Source organism: Rhodococcus sp. AD45-ID, from assembly GCF_003023755.1.
GTDB lineage: Bacteria > Actinomycetota > Actinomycetes > Mycobacteriales > Mycobacteriaceae > Rhodococcus_F > Rhodococcus_F globerula.
This window is the reverse complement of record NZ_PYHL01000001.1, coordinates 2,940,539-2,959,751: the sequence shown is the minus strand read 5'-3', so window position 1 is coordinate 2,959,751 and position 19,213 is coordinate 2,940,539. Positions and strand designations below refer to the sequence as shown.

Genomic DNA, 19,213 nt, shown 5'->3' with positions numbered 1-19,213 from the left:
GTAATTGTCATTTTCAGAATGTCTGGGGCGGGATGAATGCGCCGGGTGGTTTCACGTGAAACGCCTCACCTCAAGTTCAATGAATGGGACAATTTCCGGGACGAAATTTTCCCATATAGGAACCCTGCTTAGTTTCGTCACTGTGATGATACTGCTCGAAGGGATCTCTCTTTGAATGAGCATGTTTCACGTGAAACCTGGCGCGACCGCGAATGAGTTGGCAGACTCACAGCGAGTCGACGCGTAGAAGTGAACACTTGTCGGCGATAACACGGATAATAACTTTGGTCTTGATTGTTGATTTCGCGGTATACGCGGGAGGATGTTTCACGTGGAACAAAATGGTGCGGCGTCGGTTGACTGGGATGAACAAGCGACTGCGCGCGCTGTGTTCGGCGATCGATACGACATTGCAGAACGCTACTACCAATCTCTAGCGACGGACGGTGTTGAGCGCGGGCTCATCGGACCTCGCGAAGTGCCGCGACTCTGGGAACGCCACTTGCTCAACTGTGCTGTTATTGGTGAGTTGATCGCCGAAGGTGAGTCTGTTGTCGATGTGGGAAGTGGAGCGGGGCTGCCGGGAATTCCTCTCGCAATCGCGCGACCGGACCTCAAAGTGACTCTGGTCGAACCGCTTCTACGACGGTCTGTGTACCTCGCCGAGTTCATCGAATCCAACGGATTGGATGTTCTGGTGGTCCGGGGGCGCGCCGAAGAATCTGGCGTAGTGAAGGAAGCGGGCGGTGCCGACGTAGTGACGTCGCGTGCTGTTGCGCCGTTGGAAAAGCTGGCCCGTTGGTCACTCCCCCTCATTCACGAGCACGGTCGGATGCTTGCGCTGAAGGGTTCGAGCGCTGCGGAAGAGATCGAGCGCGACCGAACCGCGTTGACCAAACTCGGCGCGGGCAAGTTCGAAATACTCGAGTGTGGATCCAAATTTCTCCGGACGCCCACCGTCGTGGTCAAGGCCGAGCGTCTCCCCAAACGGCGTCAGCGATGACGAAGGAAGTACACATGATGAGAGCACGCAGTGGTCGATTCGCAATCGAAGGAGCAGTCAATGTCGGGTCGATCTGAAGCCGTGGTTTCACCGGAAATTGTTACTACGTCCGAAACCGCTCCGTCGCCGGAGACCGCTGTTTCACGTGAAACAGCAACACCGCAGCCGAGCGTGAACGCGGACCCGGTGATCAATGACGACGAGAATTTCACGGCTCCCTATTCCGAGATCTCCTCGGAAGAGACTCCGATCGGCGCTGCCGCGCATCGCGCAAGCCAGGTGCTGCACCCGCACTCGGTGACCCTGCCCAAGCCCGCTTTCCGTCGGGTCATCACGATTGCCAACCAGAAGGGTGGCGTCGGCAAGACAACAACAACCGTCAACCTCGCTTCTGCGCTCGCCCTTCAAGGGCTTACCGTCCTCGTGGTCGATTTGGACCCTCAGGGCAACGCCAGCACCGCTCTGGGCGTCGTTCACACCTCGGGTACCCCTTCGAGCTATGAGCTCCTCATCGGCGAAGTGAAGGCCGTTGACGCGGTTCAGACAAGCCCGCACAGTGAACGGCTTCTCTGCATCCCCGCGACAATCGACTTGGCCGGCGCCGAGATCGAACTGGTGTCGATGGTGGCTCGCGAGAATCGTCTCAAGGGCGCGCTCAACGACAAGGTGCTCGCGGAGCTGGACGTGGACTTCGTCCTCATCGACTGCCCGCCGTCTCTCGGCCTTCTGACCGTCAACGCGATGGTCGCGGCCAAGGAAGTTCTGATCCCGATTCAGTGCGAGTACTACGCCCTCGAGGGTGTCGGCCAGTTGCTGCGAAACATCGAATTGGTGCAGGCACACCTGAATCCCGATCTGCATGTCTCGACCGTTCTCCTGACGATGTACGACGGCCGCACCAAGCTCGCCGACCAGGTGGCAGAAGAGGTGCGTAAGCACTTCGGCGACACCGTTCTCCGGGCTGTGATTCCCCGAAGCGTCAAGGTTTCCGAAGCTCCGGGCTACGGCATGACCGTTCTCGATTACGACCCGGGTTCACGCGGGGCGATGAGTTACCTCGATGCCGGCCGCGAATTGGCCGGACGCTCTGTCACCACTACGACGCAGGAGCAGTGAGATGAGCCAGGCACGTAAAGGCGGATTGGGCCGCGGCCTTGCCGCACTGATTCCTACCGGTCCGGCCACGGCACCCGGACTGGGGGCGGCAGCAGCGGATCTCATCATCGGCGGTGAGGTGGGAAGCGGTGACATCGGAAGCCGTGAAAACGGCGGCGAGAAGGCCAACCCCTCCCCTCCCCCACCGAAGACAGCGGCCCCCAAAACGGCAAAATCGAAAGCTGGCGCCGCAAAGACTGCAGTGCCCACCGCGGATGAACTCGAATCCGAACTGACATCCGCCGGCGCTGTCTACCTCGAGATCGAACCGAGTCTGATCGAGACCAACCCGAAGCAGCCGCGTCACGTTTTCGACGAGGAAGCACTTGCGGAGTTGGTGCATTCCATCCGTGAGTTCGGTTTGATGCAGCCGATCGTGGTTCGCCGCAACGGCGACAAGTACCAACTTGTCATGGGTGAGCGCCGCTGGCGGGCGAGCCAGGAAGCCGGCCTCGAGAAGATTCCGGCGATCATTCGTGAGACCGACGACAACTCGATGTTGCGTGACGCGCTCCTCGAGAACATTCACCGTGTTCAGTTGAATCCCCTCGAGGAGGCTGCCGCGTATCAGCAGTTGCTCGAAGAATTCGAAGTGACGCACGAGGAATTGGCGAACCGCATCGGTCGCTCGCGCCCCGTCGTGACCAACATGATCCGTCTGCTGAAGCTGCCGGTGGCTGTCCAACGACGCGTCGCTGCTGGCGTTCTGTCGGCCGGGCATGCTCGTGCATTGCTCTCCCTCGACGCGGGTGCCGACGCTCAGGAAGTGATGGCGGCGCGCATCGTGGCGGAAGGAATGTCGGTCCGAGCGACAGAAGAAGCTGTCACTTTGGCCAACCGCGCGGACAGTGAGCTTGCTCCCCCACAGAAGCGGAAGCCGATCGTGATGCCGGGTCTGCAGGATGTGGCGGAGCGGTTGTCCGACTCGTTCGACACCCGCGTGACGGTCAGTTTGGGTAAGCGGAAGGGCAAAATTGTGGTCGAGTTCGGCTCGGTGGATGACCTTCAGCGCATCGTGGGCATGATGGAAGCGCAGAAATCGAACAAGTGACGAAACATCGACATCCATCCATACCAGCTAGTTTTGTCACTGTGACAAAATGTTGATGCTGAGCGGTTCCCGGAAGTGAAATACTTTGAACCGCAACAGTTTTGATGTGGCGGGTGCAGCGGCAGCGCAGACGGAGTTGTGGTGGCTTATTCTGGAGAAGGAAAACGCGTCGGGTAGGGCAAAAATGTGCGGCGGAGACCTAAATGTTCGGCAGATACCAAAATTGAGATCGCGACCTACGGAAGTGAGTTAGCCAGTGTCGACTCACGTCATCACATCGCTGCGGCTTGACGGTCTCGATCAACTTTCGGCACACGCTCGCCGCTGCGTGTTCTGGGAGATGGATCCGGCGGCCCTTCACGATGCGCGGGGATTCTGCGATCAGGAATTCGAAAAAGAAGCGTGGCTGTCGATGGTTATGCTCGAGTGGGGATCCTGCGGCCAGGTCGCGGTCAAGGACGGCAAACCACTCGGCAGCGCTCTCTACGCCCCTCCCCGCACTATTCCGCGCGCCCAGATGTTCCCCACCAGTCCCGTCAGCTCTGACGCCGTTCTGCTGACCAGTCTTCGGCTGGAGCCGTCGGGCGTCGAGGAAAGCCTCGGGCCGGCCCTCATTTCCGCTGTGGTGACCGATCTCGTTCGACGCGGTGTCCGTGCCCTCGAAGCTTTTGGTATCCGCGCACATGAGCAGGAGTCGGCGTCGGATATCGCGTCGGCAACTGCAGCATTGGAATGTTCACCGGAGGAATGCATGATCAGCGCAGATTTCCTCGAGGATTACGGCTTCGAGGTTGTTGCGCCCCATCATCGGTATCCACGCTTGCGGCTCGAACTCGATCGGGACCACGAGTGGAAAGTCGACGTCGAGGAAGCCCTCGATCGACTCCTGCAGGCCGCGGCCCTCGAGATGATTCAGGTCGGTGAACTGACACGCGTGTGAGTAACGCGCGTGTCAGTTGCGGTCGGATACCGAAAGTTCTTCTGCGAGAAGCTCGGCAAACGTGAACGTGCCGGTGGGCTGATCGTCCTGCCCAAGCAGGTACAGGCGTTTGACCGAAATCAGGATGGCCTCGGCGATGGTGTCACGCATGCGCGGATTAGTAAGCACCGCAGCATCATTCGCGTTCGAGAGGTATCCGAGGTCGATCTGTACCGTCGGCATGTTGGTCAGTCGCAGCAATTCCCACGTGCGACCATGAGTCCTGTTGTCCTGCAACGGGGTTCGGGCAACGATCTCGCGCTGGACGAACCCGGTGAGAATCTGACCGATCTTCGAGACCGAACCGTGTGAATTTCCGAAATGGAAACTCGCCACACCGTTTGCGGACGGGCTGGGATTGCTGTCGCACCGCAGCGAGATCATCAGGTCTGCGTCGAATGCGTTGGAAGTTGATGCCCGATCAGCCTCTGACGGATCGACATTGTGCGGCCGCGAGAGGAACGTCTCCATCCCGGTTGCAGCCATACGCCCCTCGAGGCGCATCGCAAGATCCCACAGCACATCGGACTCGGAGATACCGTTCACAATCGCTCCGGTGGACGGGCCGCCCAGACCGGGATCGATGACGATCCGCTTTCCGCCCAGCTGCGGGCCCTTGCGCCGCACCAGTTCTTCCTCGCTGATCGCGTGGGGTGAACCGCCAGTGACACGAGTTCCGAGAAGGTCGAGCGAGCGCAGAGTCTGGGGGCCGCAGATGCCGTCGGCGGCGATGCCGATCTCACGCTGGAAGGACGACAACGACTCGTGCGTCATCGGCCCGAAGAAGCCGTCGACGCGCCCCGAGTAGAAGCCGAGATCCTGGAGTTTGGTCTGTAGTGCTGCCACGTCGTCGCCGTACAGCGGAGCGGACAGCTGGTAGATCAGAGTGCGGGCGCCTAGGCGGTACGACGCCTCACGAATGGACCGATACGTTGCCGGGCCCACGATGCCGTCGACAAGTAGCCCACGTTGCTGCTGGAAGGCACGAACGGCGCTGTCGAGGTGATGATCGAAGATGACGTCCGGCGCAACCCAATGGGCACCGTCGCCGCTTTCACGTCGAATGCTGGACGGGATGTGGTGCAGATATCCCAGCTTCGTCAATGTGCCCCGAATCTCGGCGACGGCCGGGCCGTGATCACCGTGTCGGAGTCGATGCATGCGTGAAAACCTCTCGGATCGGCAAAAGAATTCGATCGATGTGCCTGGAAGTGGATCTGATCAGGCACATCGATCGATTATCTCAGAAAACCTGGGGATTGCGAGAATCCCCTACGTTCACAGGGTACTCAGAGTACGTCCGAGAGTTCCTTGAGCAGCGCGGCCTTGCCCTTTGCGCCGACGATGGTCTTGATGGGCTGTCCGTCCTTGAACAGGATCAGTGTCGGGATCGACATGACCTGGAAGTCGCGGGCTGCGGCCGGGTTGGCGTCGATGTCGAGCTTGGCGATGGTCAGCTTGTCGCTGTTCTCACCGGCGATTTCCTCGAGAACCGGGGCGACCATCTTGCACGGGCCGCACCAGGTTGCCCAGAAGTCGACGAGAACGGGCTTGTCGCTGCCCAGGACGTCCTGCTTGAAGGAATCGTCGGTGATGGTGACGGTATTCGACACTGTTACTCCTCGAGGGTTGGGTACGACAGCTGGGTGAATCAGGGGGCGCCGACGACGTCGACCGTGTGACCGGCGGCGTCGAGGGTGTTTGCGGTGATGTCGCCGCGGTCGGCGAGCCAGCGTTCGGCGTCGATCGCAGCGGAGCATCCGGTGCCGGCAGCGGTGATGGCCTGACGGTACGTGTGATCGACCAGGTCGCCGGCCGCGAAGACGCCGTCGACCGAGGTTGCGGTGGAACCGGGTGCAACGCGGACGTAGCCGGCGTCGTCGAGGTCTACCTGGCCCTTGACGAGTTCACTGCGGGGATCGTGGCCGATGGCGACGAACATGCCGGTGATCTCGAGGGTGGAGGTCTCGCCGGTCACGGTGTCGCGGACCACGAGGCCGGTGACACTGTTCTCGCCAAGGACCTCGAGGGGTTCGGCGTTGGTGAGGAAGCGGATCTTCTCGTTGGCCTTGGCGCGCTCGAGCATGATGCGTGAGGCGCGGAACTCCTCGCGGCGGTGCACCAGGGTGACCGAGCGGGCGAAGCGGGTGAGGAAGGTTGCTTCTTCCATGGCGGAGTCGCCGCCGCCGACCACGACGATGTCCTGGTCACGGAAGAAGAAGCCGTCGCAGGTGGCGCAGGCGCTGACGCCGCGGCCGAGGAGACGCTCTTCACCGGGAATCCCCAGGTAACGCGCTGCGGCGCCCATCGCGAGGATGATCGCGTGCGCGGCGTAGGTTTCGCCGTTCGCGACGACGGTTTTGATCGGGCCGCTCAGGTCGATCTCGTCGACGTCCTCGGTGCGGATGTCGGTGTCGAAGCGCAGAGCCTGCTCACGCATCTGTTCCATCAGGTCCGGTCCCATGATTCCCTCGCGGAATCCGGGGAAGTTCTCGACCTCGGTGGTGGTCATGAGGGCGCCACCGAACTGGGTTCCCTCGAAGAGCAGGGGCTGGAGCTCAGCGCGCGCGGTGTAGACACCAGCGGTGTAGCCGGCCGGTCCGGAACCGACAATGATGACGTCATGGACCGCGGGCGTGGTTTCCAGCTGGGTGGTCATGCGAGCCTTCCAATAGTGAGTGCAGACCCTCCGCTTCTTGGAGAGCCGTACCGATCAACACCAGGATAAGGGGTGTTGTTCCCGGGCCCGGCGCAAAAGTGGTCAGGCGCTCAGCTGGGGTCGTGTGCATACGGTGCGACCAGGGCGCCAGCACTGCGGCGCACCTGATCCGGATCGGTGCCGCGTTCGATTTGCCGGACACCGGTGTGAACTATCGCGTTGATCAGTTCGGCAGTGACGGCCGGGTCGCGTGCGCCGAGTTCCTGCAGCGTGTGCAGCAGCGGAGTGACAAGATCGCCGTGCAGTGCCCGGCTCTTCTCATCGAACTTCGGGCCGGGTGCGATCTGGCTCAGTGACGCCGCGATCGCGTGCTCACCGTCTGCGGCCAGGATCAGATTGGCGTCGACGTACGCGAGGATGCGACCGGCGGGGCCGTCGGCCTCCGCCATGGCCTCAGCCAACTTCTGCGACCACCGCGGGAATGAATCCTCGACCAGTGCGTCGAGTAGGTCCTGCCGGGAGTTGAAGTACTGATAGACGCTCGATCGGGCCAGTCCGGCGCGCCTGGCTATCTCACCGAACGACGGGATGTCCGCGGTTCCTTCGGCAAGAACCTCGCGGGCAGCGTTCAGGAGCGCACGACGCTGCGCTGCGCGATGCTCGCCGACGGTAGCGGCGTTGATGCGTGGCATGTGAACTCCTTTCGTACGCTGCTCGGTCGTCGAACAGCCTAGTGGGGAGTTGCGCGCTATGTGGTCGCTGGGCGCAGAGCCTCTCGGACGACGCAGCGCGTGCCGGTGTAGATGGTGGGCATGCACTTGTTGCAGTGGACGCACAGCCCTTCGGAAACCGATTCGGACTGAAACTTGTTGACCAACTGCGGATCTCGAAGCAGTGCCCGAGCCATGGCTACAAACTCGAAACCTTCACCGAGTGCGCCCTTGATGGTGTCGACGCGATTGATGCCGCCGAGCAGGATCAGCGGCAGACTCAGCGCCTCGCGGAACTGGCGGGCGAATGGAAGGAAGAACCCTTCCTCGAAGGGGTACTTGGGAAAGAGCGTCGGGCCGTACAACTTGAGGCCGTAACCCACGAGTTTGGGCTGGGACGCAACAAATTCCGCCATCGGAACGTCGCCGCGGAAGAAGTACATTCCGTTGAGAAGTGAACTGCCGCCGGTCAATTGCATGGCGTCGAGATGGCCGTCGGCCTCGAGGATCTTGGCGATGGGCAGGCTCTGATCGAGCCACAGTCCTTTGGGGACGCCGTCGGACATGTTGAACTTCGCCGTGACGGCAACCGACGGTCCGGCTGCCCTGCGGACTGCTTCGATCACCCGACGCGGATATTCGGCGCGCCTGGCGACGGTTCCACCGTATCGATCGTGGCGTTTGTTCAGATTGGGGCTCATGAACGAACTGAGCAGATAGTTGTGGCCGAGGTGCACCTCGATGGCGTCGAATCCGGCGTCGACGGCAATGCGCGCGGTGCGCTCGTAGTCGGCGACAACGCCGTCGAGTTCCGCGAGTGTCGCTCCCTTGACGAGACCCATCGCGGGCGGACTCAATCGCGTCGACGGGGCCAGGGTTTTCGTTTTGTTGGAGAGGGTGTTGGCCACTAGTCCGGCGTGGCCGATCTGTGCTGCGGCGAGCGCTCCTTCGGCGTGGACCGTCTCGGTCAGACGGCGCAGTCCGGGCAGCGCCTGTTCGTTCATGACGAGGGTGTCGCGGTGGACGCGGCCACCGGGTGAGACTGCGCAGTACGCGACGGTGGTCATGGCGGCACCCCCGCGAGCGACCTCGGCGTGGAAGTTGATCAGGTCGTCGGAGATCGCTCCCCGCGGCATCACGCCTTCGAAGGTGGCAGCTTTGATGATGCGGTTCTTCAAGGTCAGCGGCCCGAGACGGGCCGGTTCGAAGATCGTGGGGGTCATGTTCTTCTTCCTGCTTCGGCAGATCCATTACGATGCCAGTGGACTCGTATCTACGACGATATAGCGCCGACGCCAAATCTGTTCGACAATTCGAGACGATGAACACCACAGGATCTGGTCGCCCCCGAGACCCACGCATCGACGACGCAGTCCTCGAAGTCACCCGCACCATGCTGCTCGAGGTCGGCTGGGAGCAATTGAGCGTGCGCGCCATCGCCGCCCGAGCCGGAGTCAGTAGGGCGTCGATGTCGCGTCGATGGTCGTCCAAAGCGCACTTGGTTCTCGGATCGATCCTCGGCGCCACCCCGGATCTGACGCCCTTCGAGGGAACGGATCGCGACGGGTGGATCCGCTGGGTGGTGGCCGGTAGCGCGCAGTTGTTCGCCCGCCCCGAGGTTCGTGCCGCGGCGCCCGGACTATTGGCGGCATTGCGCGATCACGACGATCTACGTAACGAGCTGTGGCGCGGGTTCAGTGGGCCGAGTACCCAGTTGTTCCTGGAAGATTCGGAAGACCGCGACGCCGCACTGTTGGACGCAAAAGCTGTGCTCGTGATGGCGGCCGGCGCTGCGATGTTCTCGAGTCTTATTGCGGTGGAAGATGATACGGAGGAACTCCGCGAGCGCATCCTGGCACTGCTGTTGCCGGTCGCAGAAAAGTGAACTAGCCGATAGTGTTGACGGACAGCGTGTTCGGTTTGTCAGCGCTACATTCCGGGCCGACGGCAAGGATGGTGATCTGACGTGGCTGCGTGCCGCGCAGTAGGAGCACCACGGCTGGGTTGCCGTCGACGCTGACCTCGCCCGATCCGAGAAGTGGCTCATCTTGCGAGAATCCGTTTGCCTGCAGGCAACCTGCCAGTTTGAGTGGATCCTCCAATGGGCCAAGATCTTTGGACCCGATCAAGGTGAGGAATCTTTCGGGAGTCGGGTTTTCGCTTACGGTAGGAGTGGGTTGCGCAGTGATGACGGCGTTCGGTTCGGTGGGGCGTACCGCAATCAACACAGCCACAACCGCTACGGCTGCTGCAGCAGCGGCACCACCCATCAGTAGTCGGCGTCGCGAGCGGGCGATGGAGATTACATTCGAATCGGAATCATGTTGCGTCTGTTGCTGTTTCCACTCGCTGTCCAATGTGCTGTGGATGCGCGCTGCCAACTCGGGCGGCATGGGCTCGTGCGGGGCGATGCGCTCGTCCCACGTCCGCAGTGAATGACTGACGTTGTCGAGTTTGCTGACGAACGCCAGTGCGTCAGGATCGTCGTCGACGAGGACCCACAAGGCAGCACTGGTTTCCGGGTCGAGAACACCGCCGTGAAGATCGGCCAGCAGGTCTTCGGAGAAAGGTGGGGCAGGAACGTACGAATCGTTCACGAGCCTCCCCTTTCTGCGCGCGGCTACCTGTTCTGGTGCTCACAGAGATTAGACGCGTCGATATCACGATCGGTTCCCCTGGCCACCCAACTCGGCCAATTCGGCGGCTAGACGCTTGCGCGCGCGAGCGCAGCGACTCTTCACCGTTCCCACAGGGATGCCGAGCCGAATTGCGGCCTCTGCTACGGGATAACCCTCCATGTCCACCGCAACGACGGCAGCGCGCTGCTCAGGCGGCAGCAGGGCCAAGGCTTGATCGACGGTCATCCTCATGTCCACGGCTTCGACATGATCGTGAGAATCGCGAGGTTCCTCCACATTGTCGGCGGAGAGCGAAAAGGCTTGGCGTGACTTGTTTCGCCGAATTCGATCCAGGCATGCGTTGACAACTATCGCGTGGAGCCAACTTCGCACAGCGGCATCGCGACGGAACTTGGACGCGTTGCGGTGCGCAGACAGCAAGCCTTCCTGCAAGGCGTCACTGGCGTCCTCGTCCGAATAGCTGGTACGCCGGGCGACGTGCCATAGATGATCCTGATGCCGGGTCAGCAATTCACGGAAAGCATGTGGATCGCCCGCCACATGTGCTGTCAGTAATTCGACATCCGTTACCTCGCCCCCGGTGCCCCCCCGATAAGTGTGCACCGGCGGATGTTAACCCAGGAGCGGGCCATCGGGAGGGGTCAGGGACGGGCTATCGAGCGGCGTTGAACGTTATGTCCGAGATGGCTGTTTGGTTTTGTCCGGATTGCGTGCTGAGTTCGGTAATCCAGATGAGAACGTACTGACTCGGGCTGTCGGTGGTGACCGGAATATCCGTGACACCGTTCTTCAATGTTCCGGTCCCGATTTGCTTCGTCTGATCGAGAGTTGTTCCGGCAGAAGGGGCAGAACGGATTTCAACGACGCTACCCGGCGAATCGGACGTGATGGCAACGTTCTTCAGAGTCGCGGCGTCGTCCAGCGTGACCATCAGGCCGACGCCGTTCTTCAGCGCCGGGAACGGCTGGAAGTACGAGTCCGTCGACCACTCCGTTGTGGGGTTTCCGTCGATGGCGTTCTTGGCCGTAGCCGGCTGATCCGGGGTGCCCTGCGGCGAGAACACCGCGACCGTCGACGCACCGACAGGGGCCGTGGCAACCGGCGGGGCGGCGGGAGCCGAACTTTCCTCGGGTGCAGCAGCTTCCGAGGTCAAGCCGAAGCTCTGTTCACTCAAGGGAGTGTTGGAACTGCTCCCGGAGAGGAAGCTGGCAACCCACACGCCGAGCAGGATCAGCACGATGACGGTGAATACGCCCAGCGCGGTCAACGCGGCGAGCATGCGCGTCGACTTCTTCTTCTCGGCTTCGATGGCCTCGGGATCCGTCAGTGCGTGTCCGGAGTTGCCGGGGTCGCGATGTCCGAGGCGCAGGGCGGGAATCAGTTCCGTCTTGTCGTTGACGACGGATGCCTGATCGAGAATGTGTTGCACCGTTGCGGCAGTGCGGATTCCGCTCTCTGCTTGCAGTGCGCGCGTGGCAACGGCCGAGATGTCGAACGGCACCTCGGGACGAATTCCTCGCACCTCGACGGGATTCCCGGAGGCGTCGCGGCCGGCCGGGAGCAACCCGCCGACGGGTCCGGCTGACGGCTTTGCCAGCGGCCACCGAGCCGTGATGAGGGCGTAGAGCATGGCGCCAAGACCACGAACGTCGCTGGTGGAATCGGCGTCGGCAAGCGTTGCGGGGAACGCGAGTACGGCGTCGCCGTTGATGCTGATGCGCACCCGATCCGGGTGATCGATGGACAGCGCGCCACCCGAGCGGTGAGCTGCCTCGGCAGCGGCCGCGAGGCTGCGGATCGCGCGTGCGGCGCCGATGGGCGACGGCGTCGTCTCGGCCATTTCACGCAGTGATCGGCCAGGCGTCCACTCGGCGACGACGATGCCGCCCGAGCTGCCGCGGACGACGTCGAGGACCCGGGCCAGGCCCGGCGAGTTGATCCGGCCAAGGCGCAAGGTGCGGGAGAGCACGGCCTGCGGACCGGACTGGGCGTTGTCGTCGCCGCGCTGTTCCGCGTCGACAAACGTCAGGGCTACTTCGCGATCGAGTTTGACGTCGAGTGCTTCCCAGAACTGCAGTCCACGAGTGCCACCGTGCGGGGCGAGCAGGCGGTAGCGACCGCCGGCGACGGATGCACCCGGAATGAGCTTCGGTCCGCGGGGAGAGGGCCGGGAAGTAGAGGTGGGTGCAGCGGGCGGCGTCTTGGCAGATCCGGCGGGCGGCACAGGGTTGGGGGGCGCAGCCTTGTTCGGCACAGCCTTTTGCGGCACCGCCTTGTTCGGCACAGCCTTGGGCGGCTCGGACTTGATTGCCTGTGTCTGCGGCGCCTGTTGCTGTGGTGTTTGCTGCTGTGGTGTTTGCTTCCGGGGAGCCTCTGCTCGCGGCGCACCCGTAGGCGCTGCCCCAGCCGACGTGGACTCTTTCACGGCAGAAGTTCCGGCATTCTTGTCGTCGGAGACCTTGTCGTCGCTCACCCTCGCTCCTTCACTTTCGGTTGCCCATCCCCGTGTCTGTGCGGGTTGCGACCTTGTGGTTCCAGGACCAGGGTACGGCAGCGCACCTGGTCGTTCGTGCTGGTTCGATTCCGTTCGCACGGCGGGGATCAGCTCGGTTACAGCATCGTCGTCGCGCTGCGCCGAATTACCGGTGGCGGACTTCGAGGCTGGTTCGGGGCGACCCAACACAGAACGAATCTTGCGGGAGACCGCAACCGTTACCGAGCGCACTTCGGGGATCTTCTTGAAGTACAGGATCGTGAAGGTGATGGCGAGCATGAGAATGCCGCCGACGGCTACGCGAATGAAGGATCCGGGACCGCCCAGGTTCTCGGTGAGTTTGTGGAATCCGAGTACCCGGTCGACGGCAATCATTGTCAGTGAACCGGCCAGGGAGGCGACGACGACGGACCATACGGTCTTACCGACATTGGCCATCTGGAGGTTGCCGAGGCTGCGGTGCAGAAGGTATCCGCCGATGACCGCACCGGTGATGTAGCCGAGTCCGTTGGCTGCACCGAGCAGGATCACGACCTGATCGGTATCGGATGCAACCAGTGGGACGAGAGCGGAGAAGGCGATCTTCACAGCGGTGATTCCGAGAACGATCCACGTCGGCGTCCAGGCTTGTTCGCGGGCGTAGAACACTCGGAGTTGGATCAGCACCAGCGCGTACGGAATCAACGTGAATGCCGACCAGCTCACGGCAGTGCCGAGACGTTCGGCCTGTTCAGGTCCGAAGCGGCCGTAACCGTAGAGCGCTTCACCGACCTGGGGGCCCATGAAGGTGAGGAACATGATGATCGGAACGAGCGTGATCATGGTCAGACGCGTGGCGACCGACAGATCGTCGACGACGGCCGGGGTGTCGTCGGCTGCGGCGTTGCGGCTCAGGCGCGGCATGATCGCGGTCAGAACCGTCACACCGAGGACGCCGTACGGCAACTGCAGCAGCAGCCAGGCCTGGCTGTAGATCGCGGGGCCGGCTTCGTCGGCGTGCGAGGAGATTCGCGTCGCGAAGATCATGCCGATCTGACTGATCAGGACGTACAACACGATGGCGACGGCCATGCCGCCGAACTGACGTAGGCGGTCGTCGAGACCCCACAGCGGCTTGAGGGAGATGTTCTCGCGTCGTAGCGCGGGAATGAGGCTGGCAGCCTGCACGATGACGCCGACGGTGATGCCAATGCCGAGGGTGAGCAGTTTTGCGTCACCCATCGAGACCGGATTCAGCGAGATCTCACCTGGTGTCAGGCGGTAGATCACGAGCACCACGAGGACGACCATGTTGTTGAGCACCGGCGCCCAGGCTCCGGGTTTGAAGACCTGACGGGTATTGAGGAACGCCGTGAACAGCGCAGACAGTCCGTAGAACAGGATCGCCGGCAGTAGCAGGTACGACAGGGCCGTCGTCAGGTCGGTGCTGACCTTGCCGTCTTCGGACAGGAAGACGTATTTGGTGAGCACAGGTGCGGCGAGGGTCGCGAGTAGCGCGGCCATGCCGAGAAGGACAAGGGACGCCGTGAAGAGGCGTCGGATGAAGGCTTCGCCTTTGTCTTTGTCTTCGCGTTCGGCGCGGACGAGGACCGGCACGACGATCGCGGTCAACACTGCGCCGAGAACCAGCTCCGCGATCATGTTCGGGATCTGGCTGGCGACTGTGAACGAACTGGCGATGGCCGGACCGAGAACCATCAGGATCATCAGCTGCTTGGCGAATCCCGTGATGCGGCTCGTCAGTGTCGCGATGGCGATGGAACCCGTCGCCGCGAGAAGTCGGGAGTTGGATTCCTTGCGGTCTCCTGGCAGGACATGCGAGTCGGGGTCGACGTCACCGGACTCGGAGACGGGACGGTTCGCCAACTCCATTTCCGCTTCCCGGTACCGCGGGTAGTCGCGGATGACCGGAATGGTCATGGTGGGTGAGTCGTCGAAACGTGCGTCCGGGTTGACCGGCTGGATCGGGTACCCGCGTTCCCACGGTGGCATGCGCGGATGTGACGCGGTTGCGGTGCTCCGGCGCGTGATCGCGGACCGTTTGCCCTCAGGCGGATTCCCGGTCATGAACGTTTGTACCCTTCATCAGCTGGGTCGGGCTGACCCCGATATCGATGCCACAGCCGTCGTCCGGCCAAGAACAACAACAATCCTCCTGCTGTGGCTGTCACAGCGGCCAACGGACGACCGTATGCATTCGACCGTACGGTCACGCTGGTCGGGCTGCCCAATTGGAACCCGTCGGTGGTGGTGAGCGAGAAGCTCACGACCACCTTGCGGGAATCGTTCATTTCCGCTGGCACAGTCAATTGTCGGCTACCGCGCGGCGGCAATTGTTTGGGACCGATGTCACTGATCTTCATCTCCGGCGGCGCGTCCACCCGCAGGTTGACGTTGATGGCGATCGGCAGTTCGTTGCGGGCCACGAGGAGCAGCGGGCTTTGACCGGACGCCAGTGTGTACACGCCGCCCGGCGATACGACGCTGACGGCTTGATAGAGACCGTTGACGCTGGTGGTCACGTTGCCTGCGCGGATGCTTGCGGCACGTTCGGCATTCCGGACGGACAAGATACTGGTATCGCGCCGGTTGGCCGAACTCATCGCGCGCAGCAGATCCTCACGCAGCGGGGCGGTGAAGGAGCGCGGCGTGAGCAGAACCTGCGGGTCGTCGACGAGTGAGAGTTCGAGAGCATCGATTCGGGGCAGTTGAGCCTTCGCCGTGTCGATGACCGCTGTTTGCGGACCGTCCTGAGTTGCCCGCTCCGGATATTCGAGAGTTGCCGTGTCCGTAGCGCCGGGTTGTGTGCCGAGCAGCGCCGGAAGGGACTGTGGTGTCGCCAGGCCGGAGCGGATGAGCGTGGCGAGCATCGACAGCATCGCGCCGGCGTCCTCCGCGTCGGCGCTCCACAGTTGCGGCGGCGCCAGAATCTGATTGCGCGGCACGGCGGTGGGAGTCAACGCGGACCACGCCATCGCGCCGAGTGCGTCCTGTCTCCGGGCAACCCGCGATTCCGTCTCGAGTTGCGGCGCGGTGTCCTCGTCGATGTACGACGGCGTCGACGGGTTGGATCCGGTCGCGGCAAAAGCTGCGGCCGCCGCTGTGTCGAAGGCAAGTGCGTCGACGGTGTCGGTGATGCGCGAGGACAGTTGTGCCTCGCTCGAATCCACGGACGAGGCCGCTACGAGGGTGGTTGTCGGCCTGGTGCTCAGAGTGTCAACGGTGACGGAATCGAGGACTCCGGAATCCGGCCACACGAAATTGCGGAGCGAAGTCACGCCGAGAATGGTGTCGACGATGTCGGCCGGCCGGTCGATGGCCGTCGCCGTCAGTTCGGGATGGGCGACGGTACCGACTGCCGCGAGATCTGCCTGCGCAAACGGAACCGACGTCGTACACATCGATGCTGCCAGCGTCTTGATTCGCGACAACCAATTGGACGCCGCATCCTGTCCGCGACCGTCGTGGGCTGCGCCGGTGGGGTCTGCCGCGTTGTCGACGACCAGATAACCGCGGGTCATGTTGTCGACCGTGATCACGAGGTCGGGGTCGATGGCGAGGCACAGCGAATCCCGCACCTTGTTGTCGGCGTCGATCTCGGGTTTCGTGGCATTTTCGACGGCGTCGACAAGCGCGTCGAGGCGTCCGCCGTCCGAGAGTTCGGTGGCGAGGTCGTCGTTGATCAGTCGAACGGGGTCATTGACGGATCCGGGGATTCCGCCGACCAGGCTGGGAGCGGTAGCGAGCGGCCACATCATCGTCACGCCGACGGGGTTGGACGTGTCGGGTGCGACGACGGCTGAAGCCGAGGTGCTTGACGTTCTTGTGTTGGTCGCGCTGGGAACGCCGAGAACCGGGAGGAGGAAACGTGCGTCGTCGAGCCGGGCTGCGCCGCCGTATTCGGGGGTTCCGTTGACATTGACAAGCATCGGGTAGACGCCGGGCTCGGAGATCTCGAGTGAGGTTCCGGTAGTGCTGCGCAGTGGCAGCGAGAGGGTGAACGGTCTGGATTCGCCCCGCTCGAGGCTGGTGGCGACGGTGTCGAACTCGCCGACTGTGTCGAAGATGGCTTGGTCGAATTCGAGGGCATCGCGTACGTCGGCTGCATTGTCGATGGCCGGCGCTCGTTGCAACCGCACTCCGACGTCTTCGACGGGGCGGTCGCCGACGTTCTTGACCGTGCCCTTCACCACGACGGTGGGCGTGCTGGTTGTCGTGACGGTGGTCGGTGTCGTGGATTCGATGGACAGCTCGAGGAACTTGCCGTCGGTGCTGGTGCGTGGTGCCTGAACGTGTTTGTCGTGCGAGGCGGGGAGCGCGTGTGCCGGGCCCGCCCCGAGCGATCCCGTCACACCGACAGCGGCCATCACCAGAGCGGCGATGCCCGCTCGCCGTAGAGCCATTTTCATCCTGCGTCCGGTTCCTTCGGAAGCATGGGTGCGTGGGGCATCTCGGCGATCATCTGTGCGGCAAGTTCGGCTAGTTTTCGTTCGTCCGCGTACGCCAGGCGTGAGTGCAGTTCCGCGAGCGGTACCCAGGCCACTTCGGTGACCTCGACGTCTTCGTCGGACAGTTCGCCGCCGAGGAACCTCAGGAGATAGTGGTGCACCGTTTTATGGACGCGTCGGCCCTCGGTGACAAACCAGTAGTCGATGCTGCCGAGTGGCGCGAGGACGGTTCCCTGAATGCCCGTTTCTTCCTCGACCTCACGCATCGCCGTCTGCTCGGCCGTCTCGCCCTGCTCGATGTGTCCCTTGGGCAGTGACCACAACAGACGACCACGGCGGTCGGTTCGTCCGATCAGTGCAGCACACAGGCGTTCGGGCGGGCCGCCCCAGCCGTCGACGACCAATCCGCCCGCCGAAGTTTCGCGGACTGTACGCATCGGGGATCGTTCAGGATTGCCGACGGCAGGACGACGCCGCGAGTTGCGGCGGCTCCTGTTCGTTCGTTCGGCACCTGACACCCCATCGATACTAGTTGGCATCGTCTGGTTGGCCGGTAACCCGCGCAAACCGGGTGCTCGCGTTGATATGCGCGTTCTGCTATTTGCGCACCTTAAGTAAGCTCAATCGACGTGACTGCCCCTACCTCCGATGCCGATCGCCGTGCACGGCTCCTTGCCGACGCTTCCGACACATTGCGCACGCTCTCCGATGTGTTGACCCCGCTGGGTGAGCGCTTCGCAGCGGCCGGCCACGAGCTGTACCTGGTAGGTGGCAGCGTGCGCGACACAATCCTTGGCCGGTTCAGCGGTGATCTGGATTTCACGACGGACGCGCGCCCCGAGAAGGTGCAGGCTCTGCTCAAGGGCTGGGTCGACAAGCAGTGGGATACCGGGATCGATTTCGGCACGATCAGCGCGATCAAGGACGGCCAGGAGATCGAGATCACGACGTTCCGGGCGGATGCCTACGATCGTGTGTCGCGTAATCCGGTAGTCCGGTACGGCGAGAATCTTGCCGACGATCTGGTGCGGCGTGATTTCACGGTCAACGCGATGGCCATGGCGATAGGCGCCGACGGTTCGTTCACGTTTGTCGATCCGCTGAACGGCATGGACGCTCTGCTCGCCGGGGAACTCGATACGCCGTCGGCTCCCGAGAACTCGTTCAACGATGATCCGCTGCGGATGCTGCGCGCGGCACGGTTCGTATCTCAGCTTGGTTTCACGTTGAACAATCGCGTTTTCGACGCCATCAAGGACATGGCTTCGCAGATCGAGCGGATCACGGCCGAACGCGTGCAGACCGAGCTCAACAAGCTCATGCTCGGCATGTACCCGTTGGACGGCATCAACGTCATGGTCGATTCCGGTTTGGCGGATTACGTGTTGCCCGAGATCCCGCAGATGAAGCTCGAGATCGACGAGCATCACCAGCACAAGGACGTCTACCAGCACTCTCTGACGGTGCTGCAGCAGGCCATCGACCTCGAGGACGGCGACCCGGATCTCGTATTGCGTTGGGCCGCACTGCTTCACGATATCGGCAAGCCGGACACCAAGCGTAACGAGCCCGGCGGCGGCGTCAGCTTCCATCACCACGAGGTTGTCGGTGCCAAGCTCGTGCGCAAGCGTTTGCGTGCCCTCAAGTTCTCCAAGCAGATGGTGGACGACATCTCGCAGCTCGTGTTCCTGCACTTGCGTTTTCACGGTTACGGCAAGGGGCAGTGGACGGACTCTGCCGTGCGGCGGTACGTCACAGATGCCGGTGAACTACTCCCCCGCTTGCACAAGTTGGTGCGCGCCGACTGCACCACCCGCAACAAGCGTCGGGCCGCGCAGTTGCAGGCCACCTACGACGACATCGAAGAGCGGATCGCCCGTATCGCCGAGCAGGAAGACCTCGCTCGGGTGCGTCCGGACCTCGACGGCAACGCCATCATGGAATTGTTGAACATTCCTGCCGGTCCCCAGGTGGGTAAGGCGTGGACCTTCCTCAAGGAGTTGCGTCTCGATCGTGGTCCCCTCGACCGCGACGAGGCCGAGGCCGAACTGTTGAAGTGGTGGGCTGCCCAGTAG

Annotated in this window: 16 protein-coding genes; 6 read left to right on the top strand and 10 right to left on the bottom strand. The window is 62.6% G+C overall.

Annotated features, from left to right (window positions below):
• Positions 1-322: 322 nt before the first annotated feature.
• From rsmG to C7T36_RS13595, 4 genes are all read left to right on the top strand, one after another.
• Positions 323-1,003 carry a 16S rRNA (guanine(527)-N(7))-methyltransferase RsmG gene (rsmG, locus tag C7T36_RS13610; RefSeq protein ID WP_033235301.1) on the top strand — a complete coding sequence of 227 codons (681 nt, stop codon included), beginning with the start codon at positions 323-325 and terminating at the stop codon, positions 1,001-1,003.
• A 60-nt stretch (positions 1,004-1,063) separates the two neighbouring features.
• On the top strand, positions 1,064-2,119 hold the full coding sequence (locus C7T36_RS13605) for a ParA family protein (protein ID WP_233363932.1): 1,056 nt from the start codon (positions 1,064-1,066) through the stop codon (positions 2,117-2,119).
• Position 2,120: 1 nt separating this feature from the next.
• On the top strand, positions 2,121-3,209 hold the full coding sequence (locus C7T36_RS13600) for a ParB/RepB/Spo0J family partition protein (RefSeq protein WP_045066057.1): 1,089 nt from the start codon (positions 2,121-2,123) through the stop codon (positions 3,207-3,209).
• Between the two features lie 256 nt (positions 3,210-3,465).
• Positions 3,466-4,149, top strand: a complete 684-nt coding sequence (locus C7T36_RS13595; RefSeq protein WP_033235299.1) for a hypothetical protein — start codon at positions 3,466-3,468, stop codon at positions 4,147-4,149.
• A gap of 12 nt (positions 4,150-4,161) precedes the next feature.
• Here the strand turns inward: C7T36_RS13595 and C7T36_RS13590 are convergent, their stop codons facing one another.
• The 5 genes from C7T36_RS13590 to nox form a co-directional block, all read right to left on the bottom strand.
• Complete coding sequence (locus C7T36_RS13590) at positions 4,162-5,349, bottom strand: N-acetylmuramoyl-L-alanine amidase (RefSeq protein WP_033235298.1); 1,188 nt, start codon at positions 5,347-5,349, stop codon at positions 4,162-4,164.
• Positions 5,350-5,477: 128 nt separating this feature from the next.
• A complete protein-coding gene (gene trxA / locus C7T36_RS13585) occupies positions 5,478-5,801 on the bottom strand; it encodes a thioredoxin (protein ID WP_033235297.1) in 324 nt (107 codons plus the stop codon).
• Between the two features lie 38 nt (positions 5,802-5,839).
• Complete coding sequence (gene trxB, locus C7T36_RS13580; protein ID WP_045066055.1) at positions 5,840-6,847, bottom strand: thioredoxin-disulfide reductase; 1,008 nt, start codon at positions 6,845-6,847, stop codon at positions 5,840-5,842.
• Between the two features lie 110 nt (positions 6,848-6,957).
• Positions 6,958-7,539: a TetR/AcrR family transcriptional regulator gene (locus tag C7T36_RS13575; protein WP_033235295.1), complete on the bottom strand. Its 582-nt coding sequence runs from the start codon at positions 7,537-7,539 to the stop codon at positions 6,958-6,960.
• Between the two features lie 56 nt (positions 7,540-7,595).
• Positions 7,596-8,780, bottom strand: coding sequence for a 4,4'-dithiodibutanoate disulfide reductase (gene nox, locus C7T36_RS13570; protein ID WP_045066053.1), 1,185 nt, complete (start codon positions 8,778-8,780; stop codon positions 7,596-7,598).
• 98 nt (positions 8,781-8,878) lie between these two features.
• On the opposite strand from nox, the gene C7T36_RS13565 reads away from it, so the two are divergent.
• Positions 8,879-9,442 (top strand): helix-turn-helix domain-containing protein, encoded by a 564-nt coding sequence (locus C7T36_RS13565; protein WP_045066051.1) that lies wholly within the window; start codon positions 8,879-8,881, stop codon positions 9,440-9,442.
• Position 9,443: 1 nt separating this feature from the next.
• On the opposite strand, the gene C7T36_RS13560 is transcribed toward C7T36_RS13565, so the two are convergent.
• From C7T36_RS13560 to C7T36_RS13540, 5 genes are all read right to left on the bottom strand, one after another.
• Entirely contained in the window at positions 9,444-10,154 is a 711-nt protein-coding gene (locus tag C7T36_RS13560) for a hypothetical protein (RefSeq protein ID WP_045066049.1), read from the bottom strand.
• A gap of 63 nt (positions 10,155-10,217) precedes the next feature.
• Positions 10,218-10,799 carry an RNA polymerase sigma factor SigM gene (gene sigM, locus C7T36_RS13555; RefSeq protein ID WP_033235291.1) on the bottom strand — a complete coding sequence of 194 codons (582 nt, stop codon included), beginning with the start codon at positions 10,797-10,799 and terminating at the stop codon, positions 10,218-10,220.
• A gap of 49 nt (positions 10,800-10,848) precedes the next feature.
• Positions 10,849-14,757, bottom strand: a complete 3,909-nt coding sequence (locus tag C7T36_RS13550; protein WP_045066047.1) for a murein biosynthesis integral membrane protein MurJ — start codon at positions 14,755-14,757, stop codon at positions 10,849-10,851.
• The gene (locus tag C7T36_RS13545; RefSeq protein WP_375128916.1) at positions 14,754-17,093 is read right to left on the bottom strand and encodes a DUF6049 family protein; all 2,340 of its coding nucleotides are present in this window, start codon (positions 17,091-17,093) and stop codon (positions 14,754-14,756) included. The genes C7T36_RS13550 and C7T36_RS13545 overlap by 4 nt, the downstream gene beginning before the upstream one ends.
• A gap of 2 nt (positions 17,094-17,095) precedes the next feature.
• A complete protein-coding gene (locus C7T36_RS13540) occupies positions 17,096-17,575 on the bottom strand; it encodes an NUDIX hydrolase (RefSeq protein WP_080711774.1) in 480 nt (159 codons plus the stop codon).
• Between the two features lie 192 nt (positions 17,576-17,767).
• On the opposite strand from C7T36_RS13540, the gene C7T36_RS13535 reads away from it, so the two are divergent.
• Entirely contained in the window at positions 17,768-19,213 is a 1,446-nt protein-coding gene (locus C7T36_RS13535) for a CCA tRNA nucleotidyltransferase (RefSeq protein ID WP_045066042.1), read from the top strand.